Origin of the sequence: Rhizobium sp. TRM95796, from assembly GCF_025779995.1 — a bacterium.
Lineage (GTDB): Bacteria > Pseudomonadota > Alphaproteobacteria > Rhizobiales > Rhizobiaceae > Rhizobium_E.
Window position 1 is genome coordinate 164,663 of sequence record NZ_JAOXHE010000011.1, and the last position, 25,355, is coordinate 190,017.

Annotated in this window: 27 protein-coding genes and 1 pseudogene; 23 read left to right on the plus strand and 5 right to left on the minus strand. The window is 57.9% G+C overall.

Annotated elements, in window-relative coordinates:
* The first annotated feature begins 51 nt into the window (after positions 1 to 51).
* The 7 genes from OCK01_RS21695 (at position 52) to OCK01_RS21725 (ending at position 4,961) form a co-directional block, all read left to right on the plus strand.
* Entirely contained in the window at positions 52 to 879 is an 828-nt protein-coding gene (locus tag OCK01_RS21695) for an oxidoreductase (protein ID WP_263825766.1), read from the plus strand.
* A 57-nt stretch (positions 880 to 936) separates the two neighbouring features.
* Entirely contained in the window at positions 937 to 1,527 is a 591-nt protein-coding gene (locus OCK01_RS21700; protein WP_263825767.1) for a TetR/AcrR family transcriptional regulator, read from the plus strand.
* Between the two features lie 67 nt (positions 1,528 to 1,594).
* Positions 1,595 to 2,221 (plus strand): hypothetical protein, encoded by a 627-nt coding sequence (locus OCK01_RS21705; protein WP_263825768.1) that lies wholly within the window; start codon positions 1,595 to 1,597, stop codon positions 2,219 to 2,221.
* Between the two features lie 110 nt (positions 2,222 to 2,331).
* On the plus strand, positions 2,332 to 3,186 hold the full coding sequence (locus OCK01_RS21710; protein WP_263825769.1) for a cytochrome b/b6 domain-containing protein: 855 nt from the start codon (positions 2,332 to 2,334) through the stop codon (positions 3,184 to 3,186).
* Positions 3,183 to 3,959: a molybdopterin-binding protein gene (locus OCK01_RS21715; protein ID WP_263825770.1), complete on the plus strand. Its 777-nt coding sequence runs from the start codon at positions 3,183 to 3,185 to the stop codon at positions 3,957 to 3,959. The genes OCK01_RS21710 and OCK01_RS21715 overlap by 4 nt, the downstream gene beginning before the upstream one ends.
* 35 nt (positions 3,960 to 3,994) lie before the next feature.
* Complete coding sequence (locus tag OCK01_RS21720) at positions 3,995 to 4,273, plus strand: hypothetical protein (RefSeq protein ID WP_263825771.1); 279 nt, start codon at positions 3,995 to 3,997, stop codon at positions 4,271 to 4,273.
* A 100-nt stretch (positions 4,274 to 4,373) separates the two neighbouring features.
* Entirely contained in the window at positions 4,374 to 4,961 is a 588-nt protein-coding gene (locus OCK01_RS21725) for a DUF308 domain-containing protein (RefSeq protein ID WP_112360103.1), read from the plus strand.
* A 208-nt stretch (positions 4,962 to 5,169) separates the two neighbouring features.
* On the opposite strand, the gene OCK01_RS21730 is transcribed toward OCK01_RS21725, so the two are convergent.
* Positions 5,170 to 6,051, minus strand: coding sequence for an AraC family transcriptional regulator (locus tag OCK01_RS21730; protein ID WP_263825772.1), 882 nt, complete (start codon positions 6,049 to 6,051; stop codon positions 5,170 to 5,172).
* Positions 6,052 to 6,187: 136 nt separating this feature from the next.
* Here OCK01_RS21730 and OCK01_RS21735 point away from each other — a divergent pair, with 136 nt between their 5' ends.
* The 5 genes from OCK01_RS21735 (at position 6,188) to OCK01_RS21755 (ending at position 9,234) form a co-directional block, all read left to right on the plus strand.
* Positions 6,188 to 6,931, plus strand: a complete 744-nt coding sequence (locus tag OCK01_RS21735; RefSeq protein WP_263825773.1) for an SDR family NAD(P)-dependent oxidoreductase — start codon at positions 6,188 to 6,190, stop codon at positions 6,929 to 6,931.
* Between the two features lie 14 nt (positions 6,932 to 6,945).
* Positions 6,946 to 7,341 carry a VOC family protein gene (locus OCK01_RS21740; RefSeq protein ID WP_263825774.1) on the plus strand — a complete coding sequence of 132 codons (396 nt, stop codon included), beginning with the start codon at positions 6,946 to 6,948 and terminating at the stop codon, positions 7,339 to 7,341.
* A gap of 1 nt (position 7,342) precedes the next feature.
* Positions 7,343 to 8,323 carry a saccharopine dehydrogenase family protein gene (locus OCK01_RS21745; protein ID WP_263825775.1) on the plus strand — a complete coding sequence of 327 codons (981 nt, stop codon included), beginning with the start codon at positions 7,343 to 7,345 and terminating at the stop codon, positions 8,321 to 8,323.
* Positions 8,324 to 8,333: 10 nt separating this feature from the next.
* Complete coding sequence (locus OCK01_RS21750; RefSeq protein ID WP_263825776.1) at positions 8,334 to 8,660, plus strand: nuclear transport factor 2 family protein; 327 nt, start codon at positions 8,334 to 8,336, stop codon at positions 8,658 to 8,660.
* Between the two features lie 103 nt (positions 8,661 to 8,763).
* Complete coding sequence (locus OCK01_RS21755) at positions 8,764 to 9,234, plus strand: nuclear transport factor 2 family protein (protein WP_263825777.1); 471 nt, start codon at positions 8,764 to 8,766, stop codon at positions 9,232 to 9,234.
* A 61-nt stretch (positions 9,235 to 9,295) separates the two neighbouring features.
* Here OCK01_RS21755 and OCK01_RS21760 read toward each other — a convergent pair.
* From OCK01_RS21760 to OCK01_RS21775, 4 genes and pseudogenes are all read right to left on the minus strand, one after another.
* Positions 9,296 to 9,370: pseudogene (locus OCK01_RS21760) on the minus strand (short-chain dehydrogenase); the annotation flags it as partial.
* A gap of 319 nt (positions 9,371 to 9,689) precedes the next feature.
* Positions 9,690 to 9,878, minus strand: coding sequence for a hypothetical protein (locus tag OCK01_RS21765; protein ID WP_263825778.1), 189 nt, complete (start codon positions 9,876 to 9,878; stop codon positions 9,690 to 9,692).
* Positions 9,879 to 11,156 (minus strand): LLM class flavin-dependent oxidoreductase, encoded by a 1,278-nt coding sequence (locus OCK01_RS21770; protein WP_263825779.1) that lies wholly within the window; start codon positions 11,154 to 11,156, stop codon positions 9,879 to 9,881.
* Positions 11,157 to 11,311: 155 nt separating this feature from the next.
* Entirely contained in the window at positions 11,312 to 12,643 is a 1,332-nt protein-coding gene (locus OCK01_RS21775) for an MFS transporter (protein WP_263825780.1), read from the minus strand.
* Positions 12,644 to 13,077: 434 nt separating this feature from the next.
* On the opposite strand from OCK01_RS21775, the gene OCK01_RS21780 reads away from it, so the two are divergent.
* The 11 genes from OCK01_RS21780 to OCK01_RS21830 all read left to right on the plus strand — a co-directional run bounded on the left by OCK01_RS21780 (position 13,078) and on the right by OCK01_RS21830 (position 25,354).
* Positions 13,078 to 13,971, plus strand: a complete 894-nt coding sequence (locus OCK01_RS21780) for a dioxygenase (protein WP_263825781.1) — start codon at positions 13,078 to 13,080, stop codon at positions 13,969 to 13,971.
* A 12-nt stretch (positions 13,972 to 13,983) separates the two neighbouring features.
* Positions 13,984 to 14,748, plus strand: a complete 765-nt coding sequence (locus tag OCK01_RS21785; RefSeq protein ID WP_263825782.1) for an SDR family NAD(P)-dependent oxidoreductase — start codon at positions 13,984 to 13,986, stop codon at positions 14,746 to 14,748.
* Positions 14,749 to 14,802: 54 nt separating this feature from the next.
* The gene (locus OCK01_RS21790) at positions 14,803 to 16,308 is read left to right on the plus strand and encodes an aldehyde dehydrogenase family protein (protein ID WP_263825783.1); all 1,506 of its coding nucleotides are present in this window, start codon (positions 14,803 to 14,805) and stop codon (positions 16,306 to 16,308) included.
* Positions 16,309 to 16,359: 51 nt separating this feature from the next.
* Complete coding sequence (locus OCK01_RS21795) at positions 16,360 to 17,823, plus strand: amidohydrolase family protein (RefSeq protein ID WP_263825784.1); 1,464 nt, start codon at positions 16,360 to 16,362, stop codon at positions 17,821 to 17,823.
* Between the two features lie 271 nt (positions 17,824 to 18,094).
* Positions 18,095 to 18,973 (plus strand): 3-keto-5-aminohexanoate cleavage protein, encoded by an 879-nt coding sequence (locus OCK01_RS21800; protein ID WP_263825785.1) that lies wholly within the window; start codon positions 18,095 to 18,097, stop codon positions 18,971 to 18,973.
* A 24-nt stretch (positions 18,974 to 18,997) separates the two neighbouring features.
* On the plus strand, positions 18,998 to 20,002 hold the full coding sequence (locus OCK01_RS21805; protein WP_263825786.1) for a quinone oxidoreductase family protein: 1,005 nt from the start codon (positions 18,998 to 19,000) through the stop codon (positions 20,000 to 20,002).
* A gap of 9 nt (positions 20,003 to 20,011) precedes the next feature.
* Positions 20,012 to 20,347 carry a cupin domain-containing protein gene (locus OCK01_RS21810; protein ID WP_263825787.1) on the plus strand — a complete coding sequence of 112 codons (336 nt, stop codon included), beginning with the start codon at positions 20,012 to 20,014 and terminating at the stop codon, positions 20,345 to 20,347.
* 14 nt (positions 20,348 to 20,361) lie between these two features.
* Positions 20,362 to 20,913: a gamma carbonic anhydrase family protein gene (locus OCK01_RS21815; protein ID WP_263825788.1), complete on the plus strand. Its 552-nt coding sequence runs from the start codon at positions 20,362 to 20,364 to the stop codon at positions 20,911 to 20,913.
* A gap of 45 nt (positions 20,914 to 20,958) precedes the next feature.
* Positions 20,959 to 22,020, plus strand: a complete 1,062-nt coding sequence (locus OCK01_RS21820) for an alpha/beta hydrolase family protein (RefSeq protein WP_263825789.1) — start codon at positions 20,959 to 20,961, stop codon at positions 22,018 to 22,020.
* Positions 22,021 to 22,059: 39 nt separating this feature from the next.
* Positions 22,060 to 23,871 (plus strand): phosphoenolpyruvate carboxykinase (GTP), encoded by a 1,812-nt coding sequence (locus tag OCK01_RS21825; RefSeq protein ID WP_263825790.1) that lies wholly within the window; start codon positions 22,060 to 22,062, stop codon positions 23,869 to 23,871.
* Between the two features lie 112 nt (positions 23,872 to 23,983).
* Positions 23,984 to 25,354 (plus strand): IS1182 family transposase, encoded by a 1,371-nt coding sequence (locus OCK01_RS21830; protein ID WP_263825791.1) that lies wholly within the window; start codon positions 23,984 to 23,986, stop codon positions 25,352 to 25,354.
* The last annotated feature ends 1 nt before the right edge of the window (position 25,355 follow it).

Below are 25,355 nucleotides of genomic sequence, written 5' to 3' on the forward strand. Positions count from 1 at the left end.
AGCTGGCCTTCAGATTATCTGTCATCCACGTTTAATCAAGGAGTTTCAGAAATGTCGAGCAAAACGTTTTTTATAACAGGGGCGAGCTCGGGCTTTGGACTGGCGATCGCCACCGCCGCAATGGAAGCCGGTCACACCGTCATCGGGACCCTCCGCTCCGAACGCTCGCGCGAAGCGCTGGCAAAGACCCTCCCGCAACTGTGCTCGGTCCTTTGCGACGTAACCGATTTCGCCCGCATCCCTGACGTCGTCCAGCAAGCGGAGGACGAACACGGGCCAGTCGACGTGCTGATCAACAATGCCGGATACGGTCACGAAGGCGTGCTCGAGGAATCGCCACTTGAAGAGATGCGACGTCAGTTTGATGTGAACGTGTTCGGCGCCGTCGCTGTGGCCAAGGCATTCCTTCCGAGGTTCCGTGAGCGCCGCCGTGGCTTTATCGTGAACGTCACGTCGATGGGCGGTATGATCACCATGCCCGGCATCGCATATTACTGCGGCAGCAAGTTCGCTCTTCAGGGCATTTCCGAGGTCATGCGCTCGGAAATGGCGCCGTTTGGAGTTCACGTGACAACGCTTTGCCCTGGCTCATTCCGGACAGACTGGGCTGGGCGTTCGATGGTCCGCACAGACAGGTCGATTGCGGATTACGACAGCCTGTTCGATCCGATTCGCGAGGCGCGTCAGGCCGTAAGCGGCAAGCAGCTCGGTGATCCCAAAAAACTGGCTGCCGCTGTGCTTACTCTCATTGGATCGAACAATCCTCCGCCGCAGCTCCTTCTTGGTAGCGATGCCCTCAGCCACGTGACGGCGCGTATCGAGCGTTTGCAGCAGGAACTCGCATCGTGGAAAGCTCTTACGGTCTCCACAGACGGCTAGAAGCAAGACGAGCTTTTTGCTATTGACGATCTTCCTACTAGAAGGTAGACAGATTCCATGAACAATCTTTCGAACACTTCCGACCAAATCCTGGCCTCTGCGCGCAACCTCATCATGAGTGGGGGTTACAACGGGTTCAGCTATGCAGATATCTCTGAAGTGGTCGGCATACGCAAGGCCAGCATCCACCACCACTTCCCCAGCAAGGTCGATCTGGTGCGTGAGCTGGTCAAGCGTTACCGGGAGGACGGGCAGGCGAGCGTTGTCACTCTCGAACAGAACGTTCCAGACGAATTGGACATCCTCAAAGTCTATGCGAACCACTGGGCCAAATGCATCGAGGATGCGAGCAGGCCCTATTGTGTGTGTGCTTTGCTTGCCAGTGAACTGCCATCCCTTCCGCCGGAAGTCGCAACCGAGGTGACGAATTTCTTTCGCTTCATTTCATCGTGGCTGAGGACGGTCATGGAACGTGGCTACAAAAGCGGGACGCTCAATCTCACGAGCGAACCGCACGTCGAAGCCGAAGCATTTCTGGCGACGGTGTATGGCGCGATGCTCTCCGCGAGAGCCTACGGGAAACCGGGGGTGTTTCCGACGATACTTGCACCTGCTCTCAACCGCCTTACGCCGACTGTCTCTCACTAATCCTGCGTAGCTAGCCTGCTCAGGTCAATCGCGTCCAACGAAACTACCAACTAGTAGGAAGATCAAAGTGAAAAACCTATTCCCCGCCTTGGCCCTCGGGCTGACCAGCATGTTTTCTATAACAATCCTTCCGACAGCCGCATCTGCCGAAGATAAGAAAGCCGCGCCGATCCACGTCCGCGGCAGCATCGTCGACTACCAGGGTTCAACGCTCAAAGTGAAGACGCGCGAAGGCGAGACAATCGATGTCGCGCTTGCCGACGACTGGAAGGTGGCTGGGGTCGCGGATGCCGAGGTCACAGATATCAAGCCGGGCGATTTCGTGGGTATCGCATCCTTGCCAAGGGTCGACGGCGGCGATGGAGCGCTTGAGGTCCTCATTTTCCCGCCGGCAATGAAAGGCACGGGCGAGGGTAGCTACGGTTGGGATCTGAAGCCCGACAGCAGCATGACCAATGCGACGGTCGCGGATGCCGTTAAGGGCGTTGATGGCCGGACTGTCACCGTGACCTATCATGGCAAGGAAAAGAAGATCGCCATTCCGGATGGGACACCTGTCGTCACCATCGCTGGAGCCACCAAGGATGATCTCGTTCCCGGCGCCGTTGTCTTCATCACCGCCGAAAAGGCTGCAACCGGCCCGATCGCCCACCAGGTGGTGGTCGGCAAGAATGGCGTGGTTCCCCCCATGTGAAGACCACGCCGTCACTGGCCGGAGCAGCCGCCTTACTGCTTCGGCCAGCGACAACAGATCGACGCTGCTTGATCTTCAGCCGTAAAATGCCACAGATGAAAGACGTTGAGATGAGCGCAAACGCTTCCAATGACAATGTTCAGTATCCTCGGACGATCTTCATCCGCCGCCACTCCGTTGTAACCCGGCTCACGCACTGGCTAAACGTGCTTTGCCTGAGCTTCCTTCTTTTGAGCGGGCTGCAGATCTTCAATGCCCACCCGGAGCTTTATTGGGGTCATTTTGGCGCGGACGGCGACCCCGCTGTCCTGACAATCGGCTCCGACGATGATGCAGGCTTGCCAAGCGGCTTCGTTCGTGTCGCAGGGCTACAGATCCCTACAACCGGCGTCTTGGGTGTTTCCAATGTTGATGGGAAGCCGACTGCGCGAGCTTTCCCGTCCTGGGCGACAATTCCCTCGTTCCAGGATCTCGCGGCTGGACGTCGCTGGCATTTCTTCTTCGCCTGGCTGTTTGTGATCAATGGTCTTCTCTATCTTGGATTCAGCCTGCTGAGCGGACATTTCAAGCGAGACCTGGCGCCGAAGGTGAACGAACTCTCGCCTCGCCACCTCGGCCGCGAGGTTCTCGACCATGCTCGTCTCCGCTTCCCCGAAGGGGAGGAGGCCAGGCATTACAATGCACTTCAGAAACTGACCTATCTGGCGGTCATTGTTATTCTGCTGCCTCTCATGGTCCTGACGGGTCTGACCGTGTCACCCGGGGTGGATGCCGCTCTTCCCGCATTGGTCGATGTATTTGGCGGACGCCAGTCCGCGCGCACCATCCATTTCATCACAGCGTCAGCGCTTGTCATCTTCGTCATCGTCCATGTGGCAATGGTCGTCCTTTCCGGGACCTGGAACAACATCCGCTCGATGATCACCGGACGCTATGCAATCCAGGAAAAAGGCCCGCAATCATGAGCAAGCTTCTCACGCGACGTCGCTTTCTCATCGGCGGCACGCTTGGTGCCAGTGCTTTGACCCTTTCCGGGTGTGACGTGCTAGACCAGAACGCCGGCATCGCCAATGTCCTCCGTTCAGCCGAGCACCTGACGATGAAGGCGCAAAGACTGCTTCAGGGGCGTGATGCGCTGGCGCGGGAGTTTGACGAAAAGGATATCTCTCCGTCTTTCCGTGTCAATGGAACGAGCGCGCCCGACAGCGAGGAATATGCGGAACTGTTGGAAGGCAAGTTTGCAAACTGGCGACTGAAGATCGACGGTCTAGTTGATCGACCTCAGGCGTTTTCGCTCGCAGATCTAAAGGCGCTCCCGGCGCGCACGCAGATCACCCGCCATGACTGTGTCGAGGGATGGAGCGCCATCGGCAAATGGACGGGCGTTCCTCTCGCCAGTCTGCTGCGTCTGACCGGGCTGAAGCCGACGGCGCGTTATGTCGTGCTGCATTGTGCCGACGAACTTGAAAAGACGCTCGATGGTAGCGGCCGCTATTACGAGAGCATTGATCTCATCGATGCGGTTCATCCTCAAACCATCCTCGCCTACCAAATGAACGGCCAGGATCTGAGCATCGGGCACGGCGCTCCCTTGCGTCTTAGGGTGGAGCGGCAGCTGGGTTACAAGCAGGCAAAATATATCATGCGCATCGAGCTGGTCGACAGCTTCGCCGGCCTGTGGGGCGGAAACGGCGGCTATTGGGAAGACCGCGGGTACGAATGGTACGCCGGCATCTGACGCAATCAAAACAGCAAACCACCGGATCACAGCTCATGAGCAGACGCCCAGTTCAGAAAGTAATGCCCATCTCAGCGGTCGCTTCCTCGCCACCGGTTGAGATCGGCCAAACCAACTCGATCCTTTCTGATCCCGACGGCCAATGGGTCGCAAAGCGGCAGGGGGCGATTAACGAGGCATTCGAGAAGCGCATGCGCTTGGAGAGCGAACACGGCACTGATTCAGCGACTCCGTCGCACGACAGCGCACAGAACGTCGAGCTCTTAGAGAAGCCAGCTGCGAAACTCTCCGGCGAAAGCGATCGAATTGGTTGATTTGAGTGGGACGAGAATACTGCATTTGGCAAACAGGTCGGTTTCTTTTGATCGACCTCGCTTTAGAAAATCTCATCATTCAAGAAAGTGGAAAAGAACAATGGCAAACAATCAGACTTCCCTTGCCGCGAGCGGCAACGAGCAATGGCTCAAGCAATATTACTTCACGCGTGCGGCGTTCTCGTTGTTGTGGGTCACAGCTGCCTTGACCATAGGGCAGCAATCATTTGCGATAACTGCCGCACTCCTGATCGCCTATCCGGCTTGGGACGCCGCCGCGAACGTTATTGACGCGGCCAGGAGCGGTGGCTTGGCGGTCAATCGCAGCCAGGCGATCAATGTCACTGCAAGCTCGATCATGACAATTGCCGTGATCATCGCTTTGACGATGAATATGAACTGGGTCCTGGGCGCCTTTGGACTATGGGCGATTTTTTCAGGGCTGCTGCAGCTTGGCACTGCCGTCAGGCGGTGGAAAACGAGCGGAGGTCAGTGGGCTATGGTTCTAAGTGGTGGTCAATCGGCATTAGCAGGCGCTGTCTTCTTGTATCAAGCGCAAACGCCGCAGGAGCCTTCGATCTCCACAGTCGCCGGCTATGCGGGTTTCGGAGCATTCTATTTTCTTGTTTCGGCAATATGGTTGAGTATGAGTCTGTCGCGTCGTGGTATGAGTGAAGCAGAACATTAGACTCCTGTGGAGCTCTTGTTAAACGGCAGCTTGCTTCAGTCCTGGCTTATGACGAACGGCGCAGGATTCTAATGGCAACTCACATTCGCAAATCGAACAATAAGAGCGCTATCAATTGGTTAGTGCAGGAGTAGATCGCGGGTTCGATTCTCTTCAAGAGCAAACCGAGATGCTTTCTGCGCCGGAAAGTGATGTGGGCCGCGCGAGGTTATGCGGCTTGGCCCTTCAACCGCACAACATCCTTCGATGGTGGGAGCCCGAACTGCCGCGCATATTCCCGGCTGAACTGATTGGGGCTTTCATATCCGACGCCGAAGGCCACGGATGTCGCGTTTCCTTCTCCGGCCATGAGAAGCGTCCGGGCGTGCAGCAGGCGGACCTGCTTCTGAAACTGAATTGGGCTAAGCGCTGTCACCGCCTTGAAATGGCGATGGAAGGCCGAAACGCTCAACGCCGCCATTTCCGCGAGCGCTTCGACCCGGAGTGGTTTTGCGAAGTTTTCCCGTATCCACTGGATCGCCACACCGATCCGCGACAGCGCCGCATCGGGAGCGGCGATGTCGCGCAGCATCCAGCCCAGCGGCCCCTGCAACACGCGAAACAAAATCTCCCGCTCATAGGCGGGTGCAAGCACCGCGATCTCGTCCGGCCGCGCCATCAGCCGTAGCATGCGAACCCAGGCATCGAGAAACTCCTCGTTGACCGGGGCGATCGAGAAGCCGGAGCCGAACAGCTTGCTGCAGACCGGAACGGGCAGGTCGCTGATCAGTGCCGCGACCGTCGGCGGGTCCAGCGTCAGGCTGACGGCGAGATATGGCTCTCCTGCGGGAGAGGGATGCACCGCACCGACCGCCGGCAGATCGACCGATATGACGAAGTAGGTGGCCGGATCGTACGCGAATGTCCGATCGCCGACAGTCATCGTCTTCGACCCGGTCAGGATCAGGTTGATCATTGGCTCGTAGACGGCAGAAAGCCTGTGTTCCGGGATCTCGCCCTGCACCATGGCGACGCGGGGAATGCCCGTGTCGGTTCGACGGTTTTCCGCTGAAGACGCCAGGGCGCGTAATTCCTGAAGTTGCTTTTCCATGAAGGCGACCCTGACAGGCCGGGCTATGCGCTGCAAGAGCGAAGCAGAAATAGGCAAGTTTCAGAGAGGAATGGGTGAGCGCCGTGTGTGAGGGCCGCATAGCTTCAGGTCACACCAGACACGGAAGGAACGCCCCATGAAGATCGTCATCATCACCGGCAGCAGCCGCGGCCTCGGAGCAAGCGCTGCCATCGAATGCGCCCGCAAAGGCATGGGTGTCGTCGTCACCTACAACAGCAGCCCCGACAAGGCCGAAAGGGTTGTAAAGGAGATAACGCAGAGCGGCGGGAAGGCCGTCGCGCTGAAGCTCGATGTTGGCGACACCGGTTCGTTCCCTGCATTTCGCGATGCCGTCGCGGCGACGCTGCAGTCCGTCTTTGACCGCCGCGACTTTGACTATCTCGTTAACAACGCCGGATACGGCCTGTTCAATCCGATCGCCACGGTGACCGAAGATCAGTTCGATGGATTGTTCAAGGTCCACCTCAAAGGCCCGTTCTTCCTCACGCAGGTCCTTCTGCCGTTGATGGCGGACGGCGGACAGATCATCAATATCACCAGCGCAACCACCCGTGTGGCCACGGCAGGCGTTGCTCCTTACGCTGCGTTCAAGGGTGGCCTCGAAGTCCTGACCCGCTACATGGCCAAGGAGTTCGGCACTCGCGGTATCCGGGCAAACTCAATCGCCCCCGGTGCGATCCGCACGGAACTTGGTGGTGGGCTTAACGACGAGTTCGAGGCGATACTCGCCAGCCAGACGGCGCTCGGTCGCGTTGGCGAGCCGGAGGATGTCGGCGGCGTCGTCGCCAGCCTGCTGTCCAGTGAGAACCGCTGGATCAATGCCCAGAACATCGAAGTCGCGGGCGGCTACATCATCTGAACAAGGAGAGCGCCATGCTCGATCACGTCTTCCTATCCGTCAGCGACATCGGCCGATCGGTCGCCTTCTACGAAGAGACGCTCGCCCCGCTCGGGATCGTTCACGCACATGACTACGACGGAAAAGATGGCCCGTCCGGTCATCCTGACCTGAAGGGGTTCGGCGCAAACGGCCGGGTGTTCTTCTGGCTTCGGGAGGGGATTGTCGAAGGTCACGCGACTCATGTTGGCTTTGTCGCGAACGACGCCTCCCAGGTCGATGCCGCGTTCGCCGCGGCGATGGCTGTGGGCGCCTCGCAAATCCGTCCGCCTGGTCCGCAGCTTCACTACGACCCTCGCTACTACGCCGCGCAGGTGCGCGACCCTGACGGCTACAGCCTCGAATTCGTCTACAAGGAATGGCAGCACTGACATGACAAAACTGATGATCTACGGCGCGACCGGCTACACCGGCCGCATGGCGGCCGAGCACGCAATTGCGGCTAGAACGCCGATTGTCCTTGGCGGACGCAGCGAAGCGACCCTGGCGAAGCTCGCCTCGAAACTCGGAGTGGAGTATCGCGCGTTCGGTCTCGACGACGACGCGGCGATCGGCACGGGCCTCGCCGGCATCTCCGTTCTGCTGAACTGCGCGGGTCCGTTCATGCGCACTGCTGATGCGCTGATGAAGGCGTCGATCCGCAATGGCGTGCACTATCTCGACACTGCCGCAGAACTCGACAGCTACCGCTTGGCCGAAGCGCTCGACAACGAGGCCAAGGCAGCGGGAGTCATGCTGATGCCGGGCGGAGGTGGCAGCGTCGCCATGCTCGGCAGCCTTGCCGGCCGCGGTGTCGAGCGTGTCTCGAAGCCCCGCAAGATCAGAATCGTGCTGCATGTCGCCGGCGGTCTGTCACGCGGATCGGCGATCAGCGCTACGGAGAACCTGACGGTAGAGACCTTGAAGCGGGTGCATGGCGCATTGACCCCGGCGGAGGTCGACATCGAGACCTTCGACTTCGGCAAGGGCGCCGTCGATTGCTTCCGTGTAACGCTACCCGACCTGATCACGATCTGGCGGGCAACCGGTGTTCCCGACATCGAAACCTTCGTGCATGTCACCGGCGATGGATTCTCGCAGGGCGACCTCTCGTTGCTGCCGGACGGGCCGAGCGAGGAAGAACGGCTGGCGAACCGCTACCAGGCGCTGGTCGAGGTCACGGACGACCAAGGGCAGGTCGTCCGGTCTCTCCTCGACACAGTCAACGGCTACACGTTCACGGCCATGGCTGCGGCCGAGGCCGGGCGCCGCATTCTGGCAGGCGAGGCGTGCCCCGGTTTCCAGACCCCGGCTGGCCTGTTCGGAAACGGTTTCGCGCAAACCATCGCCGACACCACGATCATCGATCTCTAGGGAAATCGTCATGCAGAAGATCGTCGAATCCTTCATCCGCACTGCCAACGCCTTCGACGTCGATGGTGCGCTGTCCCTGTTCTCGTCGGATGCCGTCATCGATGACGTTTCGGTGGGCGACGCCTTCGTCGGTCGGGATGGTGTTCGCGATTACCTCGAACGGTTCTTCGTTGGCTACCACACAAAGAGCGAGCTTTTGTCACTTGAAAGGCTCGACGAATTCAACGCAACCATCCGCCTCGATTTTACAGGCGATTTCGGACACGAGATCGGTGTCCTCAAGATCGTCGTCAACGCAGACGGCCTGATCCAACGTATCGACGCCGACCTCGAATAGCATCCTCACCGACAATCCATCGATCACGACTATCTGCGCCCCAGGCGCCGATGACGGGAAGGCTTGCGCTCCGTGAGCCTCCGGCACGACAAGGAGAACCTTCATGACCACATCACCATCTTTCACACAGGACACCGCAGACCGTCTCGCCGTCGTCGAAGCACTCTATCGCTTCACCGCCGGGATCGATCTTCGCGATAGCAACTTGCTCGCATCGTCGCTTGCGGAAAACGCGGTCTCCGACTTCCGGCCGGCCGCGGCGAAGGCAGGATTCGATTATCCGGTCATTGAGGGCAGGGATGTCATCGTGTCCGCCCTGACGGCATCGCTCGCTACGTTGGACACGACGCATTCCGTTAGCAATCCGCGAGTGGCTATCGATGGCGACACCGCTCGCATGGACGTCCTCGTTGAAGCCCAGCACGTGCCGCGCCGCGATCCATCGCGTCACTATCTGATGAAGAACCGCTACGACGTCAAACTGGTAAGAAACGGCGACGCCTGGGTCATCACGCACAACACCATCGACAATGTATGGCGCTCAGGCGATCCCGCCGTCCTCTCCGTCGTATAAACGGCGTAGGCAAAAGCCTTGGATGGCGGCGGGACAATCTTCCCGCCGCCTTTGCTGTTCTGACCTGTGCCTGACCGCCGTCGGCGAAGATTTCGGCTCCGTTGGCAAAGCTTGAATCGTCGGGAGCGAGGAACAGCCCCCTTGGCGATTTCCTACCGGGTCGCTGGTTCGATTCCTTTCAAGGCGTCTATCACGACTTCCTCATAACAGCGAGGTCCTTGCGCCCGAGACGGTAGTTTTGGCCAGCAGTGGCACCCTAGGAAAGGATCTCGAAACGAGAATGCGATGGTTCTTTAGAAGCCGTGCTGCATCCAATCCTTGTGTCAGTCATAGCTCATCTAAATAGTGGTTCGGGTGATACGGCCATCAGCGCGTGACGCCGCCGAACGATCCGGTAAAGATAGGGCTTACGACCAGGAGGGCATCGGATTTCGCGACGCGCTACAAATTTTCTTTTAGCCCGGTGAGGGGAAGCCTGTCTGCAGGTTGTTGACGAGATCGTGCGCGACGTGGCGTACTTCAATGTACTGCGTATCGAAATTCAGGCCGTCTTCGGCACATTTGCGCGGCACTGCGGCAGCGATCTGCTCGGACAGGAGGCGCGTCGATGACGGTTGGCTCAATTTGGCAAAGGCTACGAGCACTCATTCTGCGGCCTCCCCTGGGGCTTGTGGACCCGTACCTGCTGCAAGTTCTTTGGCACGAAGCGATGCGTGTGTGGGGGCGTCCGGCACGTGGGCAGGACGACGAGCATCCATTTCCTTTCTCAGGACAGGGATCACGTCTTCGCCCAACAGATCCATCTGCTCAAGAACGATCTTCAATGGTATCCCATTGCCATCGACGTTAATCAATTGGCGTTGGTAGTCGCCGAAGTCCTCGCGGAACTTCATTGTCCGGTCGATGACCTGCTGCGGGCTGCCGACGGCGAGGGGCGTTTGCGCTATCGTCTCCTCAAGAGATGGCCCGCCGCCGTAAATCGGGGAGCGGTCGAAATAGGGTCTATACTCATTGATGGCGTCCTGGGAGTTCTTGCGGATGAAGGTTTGCCCGCCGAGCCCCACGATTGCCTGGTCAGCCTTGCCGTGGCCGTAATGTTCAAACCTCCGGCGATAAAGTTCGATCAGCCGTTTCGTATGATGGGCTGGCCAGAAGATGTTGTTGTGGAAGAAGCCGTCGCCATAATAGGCAGCCTGCTCTGCGATCTCCGGCGTGCGGATTGAACCGTGCCAAACGAAGGGTGGCACGCCATCGAGCGGTCGCGGCGTGGACGTGAACGACTGCAAGGGCGCTCTGAACTTTCCGAACCAGTCGACGGCATCCTCTCGCCAAAGCAGGCGAAGCAAATCGTAGTTCTCAAAGGCCAGCGCTACCGCGTCGCGAATATCCTTTCCAAACCAGGGGTAGACCGGCCCGGTGTTCCCACGCCCCATCATCAAGTCGACGCGACCGTCGGCAAGATGCTGCAGCATCGCGTAATCCTCTGCTATCTTCACCGGGTCATTGGTGGTGATCAGGGTGGTGGAGGTTGACAGGATAATGCGCTTCGTTTGCGCCGCCACATAGGCGAGCATCGTCGTCGGCGATGACGGGACGAATGGAGGATTGTGGTGCTCGCCGAACGCAACCACGTCAAACCCGTGTTCTTCTGCCTTTAAGGCGATGCGCACCATCGACTTGATACGCTCATTCTCGGTAACCGTTTTGCCGGTGTTTGGATCTGGCGTGAGATCCCCAACTGTGAAAACGCCAAATTGCATTCGAATGTCCTCAAATTTGCCGCTCATCCGGCCTGAATGATCAGAGGGAGCTCTCGGATAACGCTTACTGTTTCGGTCAGATTGAAGGAACAATCCCAGTTCGGAAAGATAATGATTTCCGGACATATCGTTCAGCGGGATGGACGCTGGTGTGTCCTGCAAATGGGCCCCAGTTGAGCCCTGTGTCGCAATGCAAGTTTAAGCCAGATCCATAGGTTGGTCAGTGACGAGATCAGCATTGGTGCTCCGCCTTTTGAACGATCTCTCTAAAAGAAAGAAACGGAGTGTGAGCTCCGTTTCTTCTCGCATTGGTTGAATTAGAAAGTCTGCCTTCCCGTCGCAGGTGACGTGATCGGACTATTTCGGCTGACACCTCGGCCGATGAAGGCAACCGCTGTGATCATCGCCACGATCGCGATACTCATGATGATCAGCACGCCTGATGTCCCGTATGCAGCAAACGTTGGACCGATCGCGAGCGGAACGAAAATGCTTACGGCACGGCCGGAAGCATTGCAGATTCCGACTCCGCGTAGGCGGGTTTTCGTATTGAAGAGTTCCGGCACGTATATTGCGAAAAGAACAGCGACCAGGACATAGATTGGCAGTGTCAACAGGAAGCCGATCAATGGCATGTAGAATGGATCGGTTGTGGTTGAAAACAGGGCCGCAAGCACGATGACCAACGCGCCAGAGGAAATGATGGTAGCTCGACGTCCAACGAGGTCGGCAAGCCAGCCACCGGCAAAGGATCCGACTAATCCACCGAGCGACATGATCAGCGCAAAGGCAGAGCTTTTGGCAATCGTTTCGCCTTGGCTCACCATAAAAGTGGGAAGCCAGACAATGAATCCATAGATCAGGGTGTTGACGGCCATAAGTGCTAATGACCCCGCGACCGCGTTGCGCGTAAATATGCCGGCATCGAGTGGGACGTCATCCGGAACTTCAGGGAGAGCCGAGGTTGGAGAAGAAGAACCGTAGGCTTCAATTTTGGACAGCAGCGCATCGGCCTCGGCGTCGCGACCGACGGAAGCGAGCCAGCGTGGAGATTCTGGAAGCTCACGTCTCAGGAGCCATGCCACCAATGCACCCAGCCCGCCGAAAACGAACATGACTTTCCAGCCGAACGTCGGAAGAAAAAGGTAGGCGCAGAGCGCGGAGGCTGGCAGGCCCGCTGACACGGCGGTCGCGATATATCCGAGCCAGCGTCCTCGCACGGATGCAGGAAAGAACTCGGTAATGATGGAGTATCCAACAACGGTCTCTGCGCCGATGCCGACTCCCATCAAAAAGCGGAAAAAGATAAGCCAGGTCATATTGGGAGCGAAGATCGAGGCAACGGCAGCTCCTCCAAAGAGCAGCAGGTTCCACTGATATATTTTCTTTCGTCCAATCTTGTCGCCGATGAAACCGGATCCGAGCGCTCCCAAGGTCATTCCCACAAACGTCGCGGATATAAAGAGACCGTTTTGGGCAAGTGTCGAAAAGCCACTTTTGAAGGTATCGCCGAGGACGCTGGCGGCGAGATAGATGTCGAAGCCCTCGAAGAACATGCCGATCGCCACGACAGCGAACAGTCTTTTGTGGAAGGCATTGATCGACAACCGATCAAGCCGCTCGGAAATCGTAGGTTTTTGCATAGACATTGACAGTTCCCTCTTTTTTTATGAATGGGACGATGCGGCTGCACATCAAGTTACTGGCTCGGCAGCATACACATGCTATCTACAATCGATTGCAGACTTGATGCGCTAAGTCAATATGGCTATTGGAATTTAAATCGGTTGTTAGCCGAATGGACCATTGCCACGCGGCGGATGCGACGATCTTTTTCAAGCATAAACAGAGGCTTAGAGAAACTTCGGCAGAGGCGTCGGGAAGCTCGGTCTTCGTCTTAGGGACATTTCTGGGCGGCGGAAGCGAACGCTAGAGGTCGTCGGTTAAGTGACCATCGAGGATCTTTTGCGTAAAATACTATAATCAGATCAGTCGCTTAAGCTTGTCACAACACGTTGTTCAAGATTTTGTCTTGCCATCTGCAATCGATTGCAGTAGTTTTTTGCGTAGAGGAGGCTGCAAGATGATTATTGAAAACCAACAAACGCTTACTGACGTGGTTCTTGCCGCCATGGAGGGCACGCAGAACGCGCGCCTTAAAGAGATAATGACCGCGCTTGTTAAGGCTCTTCATCAATTTGCCAGGGATGCGCGGCTTACCGAGGAGGAGTTCGAGGTTGGACTCCAGATTCTCAACAGGATTGGTCAGGAAACCAACGATAGCCACAATGAGGCCGTTCTGTTCTCGGATATCCTGGGCTTTTCCACGCTTGTGTGTTTGTTGAACAACGGAAATTCAGGAGCCACTGAGACTGCGGCCGCCCTGTTGGGTCCGTTCTGGCGCAAACATTCCCCAAGCACTGAGAACGGTGGAACAATCGTTCGCTCTAAGACCGAAGGTCCGCCACTCTATGTACGTGGCCGCATAACCGATCCGCAGCGTCATGCGATCGCGGATGTGGAAGTTGACGTATGGCAAGCTTCTCCGGTGGGACTTTATGAGAACCAGGACGAAAACCAGGTCGACATGAACCTGCGCGGCAAGTTCATGACCGATGCCAACGGTGAGTTCTGGTTCCGGTCTGTCAAGCCGGCAGGCTACCCCGTGCCGACGCACGGGCCGGCCGGAGACTTGCTGCGTGCCCAAAACCGTCATCCCTTTCGCCCGGCACATCTCCATTTTCTGGGCTTCAAGCACGGCTTTAAGACGCTGATAACCCAGGTCTTCGTCGACGGCGACGAGCGTCTTAACAGCGATGTGGTCTTCGGTGTGACGCGGCATCTCATCGGCGAGTTCAAGGAGCATGCGGACACCCCTTCGCCTGACGATCCGTCGGTGACCCATTGGTGCAGCCTTGACTATGATTTCATGATGGAACCGGGAGAAGCAAAGCTCCCCGTGCCCCCGATCAAGTAAAGAGGAACTTCCATGCGATATCCCAAATCTCTCAAGGGCAAGGTTGCCCTGATAGTCGGCGGTAACGGGGCGATCGGTGCGGCGACGGGCAAGATGCTTGCCGATGCCGGCGTGACGGTTCTGATCAGCCATATGCCCGGCGATGAAAATCTTGAGTCCGCTGGCAAGGTCGTCACTGCTCTGGGTGGAAATAAGGATCATGCCTCTTTCGCCGCTGATATTACCGATACGCCAACCCTTGTCAGTGTGCGCGATCAGATCGAAAAGAAATTTGGCAAGCTCGACATTCTGATCAACGCGGCAGGTTACACAAAGCCGATTGCCCATCACGATCTTGATGCGCTGACCGACGACCTGATCGACGACCTTTTCAAGGTCAACTGGCGGGGGCAGTTCGCGACCATTCGTACATTCGCTCCCCTTCTTAAGGCATCAGGAGACGGCTTGGTCGTTTCGCTGTCGTCGATTGCTGCATTCACGGGGGTTGGATCAAACATCGCCTATTGTGCGGCAAAGGCCGGTATCGATGTGATGACGAAAGCTCTGGCTCGTGTCCTCGCTCCCGAAGTACGGGTTCTCGCCATATCGCCAGGGGTCGTCGATACGTCCTTCGTGCCCGGACGCGGAGCGGATTTCAACGATAAAGTTGCCTCGTCCACCCCATTGCGGCGCATAGGAGAGGTGGACGACATTGCCGGCGCGATCGTCGCATGCGCCACGCATCTCGGTTTCTCGACCGGTCATATCATTCAGGTCGATGGCGGCAGAGCTCTTTGACCTCAAAACCTTGAAATTTTGCAGAAATCTGCAATCGATTGTATGGAGATTGAAATGAGCTCGTTGTTCAAAGATAAGCATCTGCAGCCGCGAAAGTGGAGCACGATCCTCAACGGCAAGGCAACCGACGTCGTGACGTCTGCCGCGACGTTTATTGTTCAGGACCCTGCGACAGGACAAGACATAGCGGAAGTGCAGGCTGCTGATGCGGCCCTTGTGGACGAGGTTGTGCGCGATGCGCGCCGGGCCTACGAAAACGACTGGCGGCAGCGCTCGCCGCGCGAACGCGCTCAACTTTTGCAGAAAGTCGCCGCCAAGATCCGCGACCACGTGGATGAACTGGCAGAACTTGAAGCGCTGGAAGTCGGCAAACCCAAGCGGGATGCCCTGCGCTTCGACGTATCCTATAGCCACGCCTGCTTCGACTATTTCGCCGGGCTTGCTGATACGCTGCACGGGGAGATCCTCGATCAGGGCGCGATCGAGGCCCGCGTCTTGTTCGAGCCTTACGGCGTTGTCGCCGCCATCTTGCCCTTCAACTGGCCGCCGATCCACTTTGCCAAGAAGAGCGCCCCGGCATTGGCTGCAGGCAACACCGTGGTCGTCAAGCCGGGCGAACAGGCGCCGTTGACCGTCATGCGACTGGTCGAACTGGCAAACGAAGTCCTGCCGCCGGGCGTCCTGAATGTCGTCCCCGGCCTCCAGGCAGGGCCAGCACTCGCGTCGCATCCGCTGGTCGAACGGATCAGTTTCACCGGCGCGACCGCGACCGGCCGGCGCGTGCTGCAAAGTGCGGCCGAAAATATTACTTATGCAACGATGGAGCTCGGCGGAAAGAATGCGCTGATGATCCTCGAAGATGCGGACATGCAGACGGCGATCAATGTAGCGCTGGAAGGCATGTTCTATAACCAGGGAGAGGCCTGCACGTCGACAGCGCGAATTCTCGTCCACGCCTCCCGTTACAAGGAATTTGAAGAGAAGTTCGCCCGTGCGACTGAGCAGCTTGTAGTTGGCGATGGGCGCGATCCGAAGACCGATATCGGTCCGATGGTCGATGCCAAACAGCGCGACCGGGTCGCAGGATATATCGATATCGCGCTTAAGGAAGGCGCACGGCTCGTTACGCAGGGAAAACTGCCGGCAGAGGAGAAATACAAGAATGGTTACTGGATCGCTCCGACTGTTCTTGCCGATATAACGCCGACAATGACAGTGGCCCAGGAAGAGATTTTCGGTCCGGTCGCGTGCCTGATGCCGTTCACCGATGAGGCGGAGGCGGTCAAGATCGCAAACGGGACGGCTTACGGCCTGACGGCTGCGATGGTGACGACGGACGAGAGCCGAGCCTGGAAGCTGGCAGGCCAGCTTGAGGCGGGCATGGTTTTTGTCAACAATTACATGCGGCGAGCTTTTCTGGGATCACCGTTCGGCGGCGTCAAGGGCAGCGGGTTCGGACGCGAAAATGCGACCGAAACACTTCGGGAATTCGTTCGTTCTAAAAACGTTCGTTTCCCGTCCGGCAAAGGGGTGATCCCAACCTGGCCGCCGAAGGACTAATTGTCCCCACAATCGCGACAACGCGCAAAAAACAGAGGTGGAACAACAAAAATGAAGACGATCCTGATCAAGAACGGATATGTCGTGACCGTCAACGGCAAGCGCGAAATCCACGATGGCGGCGCCGTCGCCATCCGTGGAAAGACGATCAGCGGAGTCTATGCAGCCGCAGACACACCGCGGGATGCCGACTTCAACGAGGTCATCGATGCCAAGGGATGCCTGGTTATTCCCGGACTGATCAACCTGCATCAGCATCACTGGTATGCGATGTTCAAGGGCATTGCCGATGGCTTGCTTCTTGAGGACTGGATCAGCGATCTTGTCTTTCCGCTGGTTTCCAATCTCTCGGACGGTGCGATGCGGCTTGCGAGCTATCAGTGCGGCATCGAGATGCTTGCGACGGGAACGACGACCTCGTTCAACCATTCCGTTTCGGTCACGACAGCGGAGACGGTCAAAGCGATCGTCGAGCCGCAGGCCGAGCTCGGAATCCGGCAGGTCTTCGGCAAGGAGTTGCGTTGCCGCAATGCTCGTTTCCTCAATCACCCGCTGACGTTGGACGAGTCCCTGGCGGCTGTGGAAGAAGACATCAGAAATTGGGACGGCAAGGCCGACGGCCTTATCCGCATGGGCATGGTGATCGAAGCCAATGCCCACTGGACCTCATCGGGAATGAGCACCGAGGAACTGATCATTCGCGGTACCGAACTCGCCCGCAAGCTCGGCGTAAAGATCAGCAGCCACATCGCGGGCGGCACCTTCTCGGTTGAGAAAGGCTTTCTCAAACATCTGCGCGAGACCGGCCGAACAGACGTCCGATACCTTATGCAACTCGGCGTTCTCGATCATCAGTGGATGCTGATCCACGGCATTCATTGCACAGAACTTGATCTTGAACACATGGCGCATGTGGGAGCCGGGCTTGTCTATACGCCGACCAGCGAAGCTGTTCGCGGCGGTGGCATCGCACCCGCAGCCAACGCCTTGCGTGCCGGCGTGGCGACGGCACTGGGAACCGATGGCGCGATGGTCGACTATACGAACGACATGCTGGAGCAGGTGAAGGCCTGCGTCCTCTTCCAGCACCAGCGTCATCTCGACCCGACCCGGATGTCGTTCGAACGCGGGATCGAAATGGCGACGATCAATGGCGCTGAAGTGCTCGGCCTCGCCGACGAGCTGGGCTCTCTGGAAGCCGGAAAGCTCGCCGATATCGCCATTTTCGATATGCGGGCACCTCATGTCGGATCTCTTCAGAGACCGCTTTCCGCATTTGTCGGCGCTGGCAAGGGTTCGGACGCGCGGTTCGTGATTGTCAACGGTGATGTGGTGTATCGCCATGGCGAGTTCACGAAGTTCAAGGACAGAGAACGTGTTCTGCAGGAGGTCGAAACGCTTGCGGCCTCTGTCATCGACAAGGCCGGGCTACGCCACCGTCGTGACGTTTCCTGGGAACAGAAATGTCCGCCGCTTGCATGGAGCGGCAGGGGTGGTTCCAGGCGCCACCCCTGATCGGGATTTGGACAAGTTGGCGCGGTAATCTTAGTACCCTGAGCATCCACGTTCGGTGCGTGTGCGTACGAGAACATGTTTGCTTGCTGCGCGGCCAAGAGGCGCATGCCTCCGGGCCACCGTTGAGGCTCACAATCGTTTGTTTCCCGAGCCTCTAATCAGAGTTCGGTAGAGCGAGAAACGCAATATTTGACGCATGATTTCGGTGGAGATTTCTTGCAATCGATTGCAGTAAATTGCATCATGTGTGTAGTTGAAGAGAGGGTGGACGATGAAATCCGATGTGATCATCACCTGCGCGGTAACAGGAAACCTGACGACCCGCGAAAATCATCCCGGGCTTCCTGTGACACCTCAGGAAATCGCGGACTCCTGTCTTGAGGCTGCCGCAGCTGGGGCTGCAATCGCACACATCCATGTGCGCGACCCGGAAACCGGAAAGCCGTCGATGGAGCTCAAGTATTACGAAGAGGTGATCAGGCGCATCCGAGAAAAGGACAGCGCGTTGATCCTTAACGTCACGACCGGGCCTGGCGGACGCTATCATCCGAGTGATGAAAACCCGGCTATTGCCGGACCTCGCACGACGCTTATGCGGCCCGAAAAACGCGTGGAGCATATAGTCGCCCTCAAGCCGGACATCGCGACTCTCGATCTGAACACGATGACCTTCGGCTCCGAGGTCGTTATCAACACGCCCCAGAGCGTAAAGACCATGGCCGACATCATCTATTCGGCCGGCTCCAAGCCGGAACTCGAAGTCTTCGATACCGGGCACATCCAGCTCGCACTCGACATGCTGAAGGATGGCACGCTGCGCGCCCCGACGATGTTCACGATCGTCACTGGCGTCAAATATGGCTTCCCAGCCTCACCGGAAGTGATGGCGATGGCTGCTCGCCTTCTGCCTCCCAATGCCGTCTGGAGCGCCTTTGGTGTGGGGCGGATGTCGTTCTCGATGGCTATGCAGGCCTACCTTCTCGGTGGCCATGTCCGCGTCGGCCTTGAAGACAATTCATACATTTCCAAAGGCGTGCTTGCCAAGGGTAACGGTGAGCTCGTTGAACGCGCACGCGACCTTATCGAAAAGCTTGGCGGCAGGATTGCCTCCGCAAACCAGGCCCGGGAAATTCTCGGATTGAAGGCCTAACAAGATTCTAGGGAGAACAACAACATGGACATCAGGAATGAAACCGTCACCGGCCGCGCCCTTCGCGTCAGCCAGCCCTCGCAGGATCTCGATAATCTTCTGGTCGAACTGGTAGAGATAACCCCGCCGCGGCCTGGACCTGGGCAGGTACTCGTAGAGATCGTTGCGGCCGGCGTGAATCCAAGCGATGTTAAAGCGTCGCTCGGCCACATGCCGCATGCGATATGGCCGCGCACCCCCGGGCGAGACTTCAGCGGCATCGTCCGCGAAGGGCCGACGAACATGATCGGCCTGGAAGTCTGGGGCGGCGGCGGAGAGCTCGGTATTACCCAGGACGGCAGCCATGGCAAATGGATGGTGCTGGATCAGAAGGCCGTCCGCGCCAAGCCATCGAACTTCACAATGGAAGAGGCAGGCTCGATTGGCGTTCCCTTCATCACCGCATACGAGGGTTTGCGGGAGGCGGGCGGCGTCCAGCCGACCGATGTCGTTCTGGTTTGCGGCGGCAACGGCAAGGTCGGGCAGGCTGCGATCCAGCTGGCGACGATGGCCGGCGCGACCGTTTTCGCCGTCGAACATACGGCCCAGCAACTGATGGCGCATACCAACAAGCCTGTCGAGCTGTTCAACAGCTCGGTGGACGACGTGGCCGACATTGTCCGGCAGAAGACGAATGGACATGGTGCCGATATTGTCTTTAACACGGTCGGCAGCCCCTATTTCGAGCTCGCCAACAAGGCGCTGGCAAAACAAGGCCGGCAGATCTTCATTTCGACTTTTGATCGCGCGGTGCCGTTTGACATCTTCAACTTCTTCCGCGGCCGTCACAAATTCATCGGCATCGACACGCTGGCGCTCACCTCTGTCGAAGGTGCCAAGATTTTCGACAAGCTGCGTCCAAAGTTCGAGGAAGGCTTGCTGAAGCCGTTTCCGATCAATCCCACCAGCTGCTATGGCCTGAACGATGCCGCCAAGGCTTATGCCTCGGTATTGCGGGGAACACCTGACCGCGTTCTGCTGAAGCCTTAGGAAAAGACGATGCAGGTCACGCGATATAGTGAAGCACGCCCCTACGAGGCGCCGGAGCATTACGGGATGGCGTGCTTGCGCCTTCAAGGCAAGGAAGCGACGCAAACCGATACGATCTGGATCGGACTGTCGCACCTTCTGCCTGGCGGCGAGACATCCCTCAAGGACGCTGCCGTCGAGAAAATCTACGTCGTGGTGGCCGGCGAGGTTACCGTCGAAACGCCAACGGAAGCCGTGACGCTCGCGTTCCTTGACAGTTGTCGCCTTGCCCCGGGTGAGGCACGGCGTCTCGTCAACAAGACGAACGCACCAGCTTCGATATTGCTTGCAATGCCAACCCGGTGATGAAGGATCTTACCATGTCGTTTCATGGACTTTATCGCCTTGGCGACAAGGCTCCCAAACTCCCGGCGCAAGGACGGTTCTATGTTGCACCGGGAGCGGCAGTCATCGGTGATGTGCGAATTGGCAGCAAGGCAAGCATTTGGTTCAACGCAGTTCTGCGCGGTGACAATGAGCCGATCATAGTGGGCGAAGGGGCAAATCTGCAGGATTGCTGCGTCGTGCACACCGATCCCGGCTTTCCAGTCGCGATCGGACAGGACGTGACGATCGGCCACGGTGCAATCATTCATGGATGCGCGATCGGTGACGGCAGCTTGGTCGGTATGGGCGCAACTATTTTGAATGGCGCAGCCATCGGCAAGCGTTGCGTCGTCGGCGCAAACGCGCTCGTTCCGGAAGGCATGATCGTTCCGGACAATTCGCTCGTCGTCGGCGTGCCGGCAAAAATCGTGAAAGTGCTCTCGGACGAGGCGGCGGATCGCTTTTCGGCCGGTGCGAAACGCTATCGGGAAAAAGCTGAATTCTATCCGACTGCCTTGGCGACGTTCGAAGACCAGAGACCTTAGAGCAGCGCTCAGCGGCGACGGAGTGATCGCCTGGGAGAAAAAGAGATGAAGAGCGAAAATAGACTTCTTAGCGTCGTCGAACACTGGCTGCCGAGGATTGAGGTTGCCGGGATTCCCTCGCCAACGGCACGAGCGATTATCGATCGCGCCGGCACGTGGGACCGCTGGCTGCAAACCTGGGCCGAGGAGGGAGACGTCCATGCGGAGCTTGGCGAACGGGCTTTGCAAGCCGGCCGGCGAATAACCGCTGGAGAGGCTTTCGCCAGGGCGAGTCTGCTCTATCACTTCGGGCAGTTCATGGCCTTTGACGATCTCTCCGCCAAGCAGGAGGTTGCGCAGAAAAAAGTCGAGACGTTCGCGCGTGCCGTACCGCTTCTCGATCCACCAGGCAATATCACTGTCATTCCTTACGAAGGCGGGATGCTGAAAGCGATCCTTCGTTATCCGAAGCCCGAAGGCCGGCATCCATTGGCCGTCATCATCCCCGGCTCGGACTCGACCAAGGAGGAATTTCCCGCGTTCGAAAAGCACTTGCTTTCTCGCGGCATCGCAACGCTCTCGCTTGACGGCCCGGGGCAGGGCGAGGGCAGGGAGTTTGGTCCTTTGCAGCCTGATATTTCGCGCGCTGTCCGGGCGGCAGTCGATCACCTGTCGAGCGATGAACGGCTAAATGGGGAGCGAGGCCTGGTTGGCATGGCTTTTGGTGGTCATCTCGCGCTGCGTGCGGCGGAGGTCGGCGGGTTTACCGCAGTCGTCTCAATCAACGGCTTTTTCGATCTCGGCGACTTCTGGCCGGACTTGCCTCAAGTTTATCACGACAATATGCGGTTTTCGCTTGGCGGAGACAATACCTTTGAGCGGGCCAAACGCTTCACGCTCAGAGAGACGCCGCACCTCGATATTCCCGCATTGATCCTGCACGGCGGCCGGGACAAGATCTTCCCGCCATCCGAGGCAGAGCGGTGCATGGCGATTGCCGGTCCAGAGAGCACTCTGGACATATTCCCAGAAGGCAATCACGTCTGCAACAATATTTCCTGGAAATATCGGCCGCTTGTCGCGGACTGGCTCTCGGAACAGTTCAAGCGTTCACTGCGAGACAACTAAATACACTGCATCGCGCGTATTGCGACAAGGCGAGGCCTTATGACGAATAACAACCTGATGATCGACAATGAAATGCTCTCTGCGTGGATCGATGACATCCGTGAGCTATGCCAACCCGCAGATATTCACTTCTGTGACGGAAGCGACGCCGAATATCAGGAACTCTGCGATCGAATGGTTGCGTCGGGAATGATGATCCGGCTCAACCCGGATCTTCGACCCAATTCATTCCTGTGCAGATCCGACCCGACCGATGTTGCCCGTCTTGAACACCGCACCTTCATTTGCTGCGAACGAGAGGAAGATGCCGGCCCGACCAACAATTGGGCCGATCCCTCGAAGATGCGAGCCGAATTGAAAGATCTCTTCAGCGGCGCGATGCGTGGGCGGACGCTTTACGTCATCCCTTTCTCCATGGGTCAGCCCGGTTCAGCCTATGCGATGTATGGGGTTCAGTTGACCGACTCCCCCTATGTCGTCGCGAATATGAAACTTATGGCGCATATTGGCGAGCCAGTATTGCGTTATCTCGATCAGGCCCAAGTGGTGCGGTGCCTGCACTCCGTCGGCAAACCGCTTCAACCGGGTGAGACTGACAGCACCTGGCCTTGCAATGCCGACAAGAAATACATCGTCAATTTTCAGGACGATGATTCAATCGTGTCATTCGGCTCTGGTTACGGCGGCAACGCGCTGCTTGGCAAGAAATGTATGGCATTGCGAACGGCTTCAGCGCGGGCTCTCAAAGAAGGCTGGCTGGCCGAGCATATGCTGATCCTGGGTATAGAAAGTCCGGATGGAGAAACGACCTATGTTGCGGGTGCATTTCCTTCCGCTTGCGGAAAAACGAATTTCGCAATGCTTGTACCGCCAGACGGTTTCGATGGCTGGAAGGTAAAGACGGTGGGCGACGATATCGCCTGGATGAGACCGGGAGATGACGGGCGACTATGGGCGGTCAATCCCGAAATAGGCTTTTTCGGCGTGGCACCGGGCACGAATGCCGGGACGAATCCAAATATGATGGCGGCGGTGCGAAGCAATACGATTTTCACCAACTGCGCGTTGACGCCCGAGGGAGATGTCTGGTGGGAGGGGTTGACGGAGGTCAAGCCTGAACATCTGATCGACTGGCAGGGTAAAGAATGGACACCGGGTGCCGGACGGCCTGCGGCTCATCCCAATGCGCGCTTCACCGTTGCCGCAGCTAATTGCCCAAGCATGGACCCGGAGGGCAGGAATCCGCTGGGCGTTCCGATTTCCGCCTTCATTTTCGGCGGCAGACTGTCCCACACATACCCACTGGTCTATCAGACCCAGAATTGGGAGGAGGGGGTGTATTGGGCGGCATCGCTGGCTTCTGAGGCGACGGCTGCTGCCGAAAACCAGGCCACCATCCGCCACGATCCCTTCGCGATGTTACCGTTTTGCGGCTACAACATGAGCGACTACTTTGCCCATTGGCTACAGATCGGCTCCAAGCTCGCACAACCGCCGCAAATATTTCGCGTTAACTGGTTCCGCAAGGATGATGAAGGCCTGTTTCTGTGGCCTGGATTTGGCCAGAACATGCGAGTGTTGAAGTGGATCGCGGATCAGTTGAAGGGGGTAGGGAGTTCGTTCGAGACCGTGCTTGGCCGTATGCCCGCCTATAACGACATCACCTGGGCAGGGCTCGAATACCCCAAGGAGAGCTTCGCAGCGCTCAGCTGCCTCGACAGGTCATCGCTCATCGGGGAGATCGAAGATCATCGCTCTTACTTTGAAAGTTTCGGCTCAAAATTTCCTAGAGAGCTGCTCGCCGTTAACAAGGCTTTCGAGAGTAAGCTGGCCATGATTGAGAACGCATGATAGCGCCATCCTAAACTATTTACCCGACCTATTTTAAGATGGGCGCAGTAAGCGCCCATCAGACTGCTGACAAACCCCTGGTCTTGGCCGGGGGTTTATGATTCAGTGGGACATGTTGAAGAAACCTGCTCCCGAACAGACGGCTCTCGAGATGGTAACGCTCGATGGGCTAGTGTCGAAGGATCATCTGCTTCGCAAGATCGATGCAGTGATCGACTTCTCTTTCATCCATGATCGGGTTGCCGGCCTTTACTGCGCCGACAATGGCCGCCCGCCGCTCGACCCGACATTGATGTTCAAAGCGCTGTTCCTCGGCTACCTGTTCGGCGTGCGTTCCGAGCGGCAGTTGGTGCGCGAGATCGAGGTGAATGTCGCCTATCGCTGGTTCTTGCGGATGAAGCTGACGGACCCTGTCTTCGATGCCTCGACGCTTTCCCAGAACCGCCGCCGCCGGTTCAACGACACCTCGGTGGCCCAGGACATCTTTGATGCGATCGTGGAGCAGGCGATCCGGCACGGCCTGGTCGATGGCACGGTGCTTTATACGGATTCAACCCATCTGAAGGCCAATGCCAACAAGGGCAAGTATGATCTTGAGATGCTTGCGAAGTCGCGCGCCGACTACTGGGCTGATCTCGATCGGGCAATCGAGATGGAGCGGATGGCGCACGGCCAGAAGCCGTTGAAGGAAAAGGACCGCGAGCCGGAGGTGAAGGAAACCAAGGTCAGCCGCACCGATCCGGACAGCGGTTATATGGTGCGCGACGGCAAGCCCAAGGGCTTCTTCTATCTCGATCATCGCACGGTCGATGGCCGCCATGCGATCATTACAGACACGCATGTGACGCCTGCCAATGTGCATGACAGTATCGTCTACCTGGAGCGGTTGGACCGGCAGCGCGAGCGCTTCGGCTTCGATGTTGGGGCTGTCGGCCTTGATGCAGGCTATGCGACGGCTGGCATTGCCAAGGGGCTGGAAGACCGCGCCATCCTCGGCGTGACCGGCTATCGCAACCCCACTCCGCCCAAAGACGGGATGATGCGCAAATCGAAGTTCGTCTTTGAGCCCGAGAGTGATGGCTATCGCTGTCCTGAAGGCCAGCTCCTCACCTATGCTACCACCGACCGCAACGGCTACAAGCACTACCGCTCGGACCCGTCCGTCTGCCGCGACTGCCCGCTTCTGGTCTCGTGCACCTCAAACGCCAAGGCGGAGCGCACCATCACCCGGCATGTTTGGCAGGATGCTCGCGAGCGCACCGACAGTCACCGCAAGACGCCTTGGGGCAAGGCGATCTACGAACGACGGAAGGAGACGGTGGAGCGATCCTTCGCCGACGCCAAACAGCTACACGGGCACCGCTATGCCCGCTTCCGCGGCCTCATCAAGGTCAGATGGCAATGCCTGCTTGCCGCTAGCGCCCAGAACATCAAGAAGATCGCAATGGCAATGACCAAAACCCCCAAACCAGCCTGCGGATAAG

Coding starts and splice junctions, on each gene's coding strand:
- OCK01_RS21695 (WP_263825766.1), top strand. CDS start 52: ATGTCGAGCAAAACGTTTTTTATAACAGGGGCGAGCTCGGGCTTTGGA.
- OCK01_RS21700 (WP_263825767.1), top strand. CDS start 937: ATGAACAATCTTTCGAACACTTCCGACCAAATCCTGGCCTCTGCGCGC.
- OCK01_RS21710 (WP_263825769.1), top strand. CDS start 2,332: ATGAGCGCAAACGCTTCCAATGACAATGTTCAGTATCCTCGGACGATC.
- OCK01_RS21715 (WP_263825770.1), top strand. CDS start 3,183: ATGAGCAAGCTTCTCACGCGACGTCGCTTTCTCATCGGCGGCACGCTT.
- OCK01_RS21720 (WP_263825771.1), top strand. CDS start 3,995: ATGAGCAGACGCCCAGTTCAGAAAGTAATGCCCATCTCAGCGGTCGCT.
- OCK01_RS21725 (WP_112360103.1), top strand. CDS start 4,374: ATGGCAAACAATCAGACTTCCCTTGCCGCGAGCGGCAACGAGCAATGG.
- OCK01_RS21730 (WP_263825772.1), bottom strand. CDS start 6,051: ATGGAAAAGCAACTTCAGGAATTACGCGCCCTGGCGTCTTCAGCGGAA.
- OCK01_RS21735 (WP_263825773.1), top strand. CDS start 6,188: ATGAAGATCGTCATCATCACCGGCAGCAGCCGCGGCCTCGGAGCAAGC.
- OCK01_RS21740 (WP_263825774.1), top strand. CDS start 6,946: ATGCTCGATCACGTCTTCCTATCCGTCAGCGACATCGGCCGATCGGTC.
- OCK01_RS21745 (WP_263825775.1), top strand. CDS start 7,343: ATGACAAAACTGATGATCTACGGCGCGACCGGCTACACCGGCCGCATG.
- OCK01_RS21750 (WP_263825776.1), top strand. CDS start 8,334: ATGCAGAAGATCGTCGAATCCTTCATCCGCACTGCCAACGCCTTCGAC.
- OCK01_RS21755 (WP_263825777.1), top strand. CDS start 8,764: ATGACCACATCACCATCTTTCACACAGGACACCGCAGACCGTCTCGCC.
- OCK01_RS21775 (WP_263825780.1), bottom strand. CDS start 12,643: ATGTCTATGCAAAAACCTACGATTTCCGAGCGGCTTGATCGGTTGTCG.
- OCK01_RS21780 (WP_263825781.1), top strand. CDS start 13,078: ATGATTATTGAAAACCAACAAACGCTTACTGACGTGGTTCTTGCCGCC.
- OCK01_RS21785 (WP_263825782.1), top strand. CDS start 13,984: ATGCGATATCCCAAATCTCTCAAGGGCAAGGTTGCCCTGATAGTCGGC.
- OCK01_RS21790 (WP_263825783.1), top strand. CDS start 14,803: ATGAGCTCGTTGTTCAAAGATAAGCATCTGCAGCCGCGAAAGTGGAGC.
- OCK01_RS21795 (WP_263825784.1), top strand. CDS start 16,360: ATGAAGACGATCCTGATCAAGAACGGATATGTCGTGACCGTCAACGGC.
- OCK01_RS21800 (WP_263825785.1), top strand. CDS start 18,095: ATGAAATCCGATGTGATCATCACCTGCGCGGTAACAGGAAACCTGACG.
- OCK01_RS21805 (WP_263825786.1), top strand. CDS start 18,998: ATGGACATCAGGAATGAAACCGTCACCGGCCGCGCCCTTCGCGTCAGC.
- OCK01_RS21810 (WP_263825787.1), top strand. CDS start 20,012: ATGCAGGTCACGCGATATAGTGAAGCACGCCCCTACGAGGCGCCGGAG.
- OCK01_RS21815 (WP_263825788.1), top strand. CDS start 20,362: ATGTCGTTTCATGGACTTTATCGCCTTGGCGACAAGGCTCCCAAACTC.
- OCK01_RS21820 (WP_263825789.1), top strand. CDS start 20,959: ATGAAGAGCGAAAATAGACTTCTTAGCGTCGTCGAACACTGGCTGCCG.
- OCK01_RS21825 (WP_263825790.1), top strand. CDS start 22,060: ATGACGAATAACAACCTGATGATCGACAATGAAATGCTCTCTGCGTGG.
- OCK01_RS21830 (WP_263825791.1), top strand. CDS start 23,984: ATGTTGAAGAAACCTGCTCCCGAACAGACGGCTCTCGAGATGGTAACG.